Genomic DNA, 3,133 nt, shown 5'->3' with positions numbered 1-3,133 from the left:
CCCGGACAGAATGACGCCCACGCGCCGTCCACCACAGCATCCGGACGGCGCGTCACATCACAACAGGGCAAACGTTGCCTGATGCGGCACTAGCTGGGCGAGGCATGCCTCGGCGCGGGCACGCTCACGATGGACGTCGGGCGCGTCTGGAAATTGGGAGAGGAACGCGGCGCTGAACCCGCGGTCCTGGGCCTGCATCGTGCACACCTTGGTGAGGACGTTGCGAAGCCCGTGCCAGGGATCGTCGTCCTGAAGGGCCTCGTCGAGGGCTGCGACGCACTGGCTGAGTTGTTCGGAGAACGCAGCGGCGATCAGCGAGCCGCGTGTCGGGAAGTGCCGGCAGAAGGTGGCGGCACCCACGCCCGCTCTGCGGGCGATTGCGCTGGAAGATACGTCGGTGCCGTTGAGGGCGTACGCCTCGCGGGCGGCCTGGAGGAGCCGGGCGCGGTTGTGCCGGGCGTCGGCTCTCTGCCCCGGGGCGGGGGGCCGGAGGCGGAGGGGGGCGGGTTCCGAGACAGTTGGGCAGGCATGTCTCCCACTTAATCACAAACGGAAGAGGCCGACCGTTTAGCGGGTTAGCGTGACCTGGTGCCGCGGTGCCCCGCGGTCAGCTCTCTGCCGCAGAGGTGAGCGGCTGCGAGTTCTCCTGCTGAACGACGTGCCATGTGTACGGAGGTTGTCCGTGTTTGCTGTGCAGTACCACCGCTATGGCGGTTCCGAGGTCCTTTGCGTGGAGGGGGTCGAAGAGCCGCACGCCGGACCCGGTCAGGTCCGCATCGCGGTGCGTGCCACCGGCGTCACCCCTGCTGACTGGTACCTGCGCTCAGGGATGCTGCGGGACATCGCCACCGTGGACTTCCCCCATATACCCGGCTTGGATGCCGCGGGAATCGTCGACGAGGTGGGAGAGGGAGTGACCGGCACCGCCGTGGGAGATGCGGTCTTCGGCCTCGTCCCCTTCGTGGATCAGGGAGGCGCCGCGGCCCAGTACGCCGTGCTGGAGGCGTGGGCGTCCAAGCCTCAGTCATGGTCTTTCGAGGAAGCGGGTGGCGCCGCGGGCAATATCGACACGGCCACGCGGGTACTGGAGGCCCTGGAAGCCGCCGAGGGCATGACCTTGTTGATCGAGGGTGCCGCCGGAGGTGTCGGCACCCTCACCGCGCAACTCGCCCAGGCCCGCGGCCTCGCCGTGATCGGCACCGCGAGCGAAGGCAATCACGGCTTCCTCGACCAGCTCGGCGTCGTACCGGTCACCTACGGGGCGGGGCTGGCCGATCGCCTTGCCCCACTGGCTCCGCTCGGTGTCGATGTGGTTCTGGACGCGGCTGGTAAGGGCTCTCTGGCCGAACTGGTGGCCATCGTCGGCGACCCGCACCGCGTGGTGACCATCGCAGACTTCGACGCCAGCCGGCACGGAGTGCGGTTCTCCCGCTCCGAAGCTGGAGAGTCGCCGGGCTGGGCAGGACTACCGCTGGCGGCCGACCTCGCCGACCACGGCCGCCTCACCGTCCCGCTGCACGCCGTGTTCCCGCTGAAGGAGGCCGCCACAGCTCATGACGTCAGCGCCACCGGCCACGCGCGCGGCAAGATCGTAATCACCGTGCCCTGACACGGCGGACGATTCGGCCCGCAACCAGCGGCCCGCAGCAGGGCGGCCACGGCTACGGTGGCCTTCGCCAGCGCGACCTGGGCCGGACCGCAGCAATCCGCCAGCAAGTCTTGGATATGCCCGCCCCCGTTGTCGCAGACGCCTGCGGCTACCACCACAAGACCACCACCCGACTCCTCAACGAGAACGGCGGGACCTGGAGCCGATAAGCCCCCGGCGACCACACACGGTCACCCGCAGGCTGGACTCCGCAGGAAACTCACGGCAGTTGAACCAGGCCACGGAATGGCAGGCCAGGACACTCCCTGGCCTGCCACCGCCTCACGAAGCCGTCGGCGTCTGCTCGTGGCTGCCATAGGGTCGCGTGATGATCTCCATGCCGTGCCCGGCCGGATCCATGAAGTACAGGCCCTGCCCACCGTCGTGGTGGTTGATCTCTCCAGGCTGCTTCAGATGCGGATCGGCGTAGTACGTGATCCCGGCCTGCTGGATACGCGCGAAGGCCGCGTCGAACTCCTCGTCGGAGACGAGGAACGCGTAGTGCTGCATGACGATCGACTCCGCCGGGATGGCGGCGAAGTCCAGGGTGACCCCGTTGCTGGTGGCCACCGGAATGAACGGACCCGACTCGGTCCCGACCTCAAGCCCCAAGATGTGCGCCAGGAACTCGGCCGACTCCCGGTTGTCCCGGGCATGAATGATGGTGTGATTCAACTCGACTGACATGTGTGGAATGCCTCCGCAAGGCAATCTCACGGGCACCTCCATGCCTCACCCAGCCGGTGACCGACACGCGATGCCGTGCCCATGATCCTAAGCGACACCGCTCACGGCGTCGAGAGCCGTCCCCGAGCGGTCGCCGATGACGACCACACAGCGTCACTAACGCGCCAGATCGGACCCAGAACTGGCGACAGTTGAATAGGCGAGCCCGCCAGTATCAGACCCCGTGGTCAGGAACGCGGGACGGCCAGCCGCCGGTCGGGGCGGCTGGCCGTCGAAGCGGGTAGCGGCAGGGATCAACCGGCCTTGGCAGGCTCCTCGGCTCGGGCTCGGGTGCTGGCGAGGCGGTAGGAGTCGGTGCCGGTCTCGATGATCGTGCCGTTGAAGGTCAGGCGGTCGACGATGGCCGCGCAGAGACGGGGGTTGGTGAAGGTCTTGATCCAGCCGCCGAAGGACCCGTTGGAGGCGATGGCGACGCTGTTCTTTTCCTCGCGCTCCGTCAGGACCTGGAAGAGAAGTCTGCTCGCGGCCTGAACAACCGACCATGTGTTACAACGACCCCTCGAATTCGTCATGGAGGGAAGGGCTTCGTGAGTGAGCGCTGGGCAGGCCTTGCACCTGCATTTCCCCACGGGAAGCGGGGCGTCTTTCCTTGAACCACCAACGCAGCGCCAGTTACCGCGAGTTGCGGCGAACTCTCAAGATCAACTATAGCGCATGCGGGCCGGGGGGGGGGGGGGGGGGGGGGGGGGGAGGGTTGACGAGAAGTCGGCGCTGGAGCGAGGGACTGCTGTCGAAACG

The 3,133-nt window shown here is 67.6% G+C and carries 3 protein-coding genes and 1 pseudogene; 1 reads left to right on the top strand and 3 read right to left on the bottom strand.

Translation table 11 applies throughout. The annotated features are described in order from the left end of the window. Window positions 1-57: 57 nt before the first annotated feature. Window positions 58-360, bottom strand: a complete 303-nt coding sequence (locus ACZ7IB_RS45945) for a TetR/AcrR family transcriptional regulator (protein ID WP_470921102.1) — start codon at window positions 358-360, stop codon at window positions 58-60. Window positions 361-682: 322 nt separating this feature from the next. Here ACZ7IB_RS45945 and ACZ7IB_RS45940 point away from each other — a divergent pair, with 322 nt between their 5' ends. Further along, window positions 683-1,609, top strand: a complete 927-nt coding sequence (locus tag ACZ7IB_RS45940) for an NADP-dependent oxidoreductase (RefSeq protein WP_470921100.1) — start codon at window positions 683-685, stop codon at window positions 1,607-1,609. Window positions 1,610-1,930: 321 nt separating this feature from the next. Here the strand turns inward: ACZ7IB_RS45940 and ACZ7IB_RS45935 are convergent, their stop codons facing one another. Together ACZ7IB_RS45935 and ACZ7IB_RS45930 are read right to left on the bottom strand one after the other, a co-directional pair. Next, complete coding sequence (locus ACZ7IB_RS45935) at window positions 1,931-2,335, bottom strand: VOC family protein (RefSeq protein ID WP_470921099.1); 405 nt, start codon at window positions 2,333-2,335, stop codon at window positions 1,931-1,933. 293 nt (window positions 2,336-2,628) lie between these two features. Further along, window positions 2,629-2,856 (bottom strand): annotated as a pseudogene (locus ACZ7IB_RS45930) (ATP-binding protein); the annotation flags it as partial. Between the last annotated feature and the right edge of the window lie 277 nt (window positions 2,857-3,133).

Source organism: Streptomyces sp. NPDC037301 (assembly GCF_055602785.1).
Note: the sequence above shows the minus strand (reverse complement) of the source record. Positions and strands in the feature narration are given on the sequence as shown.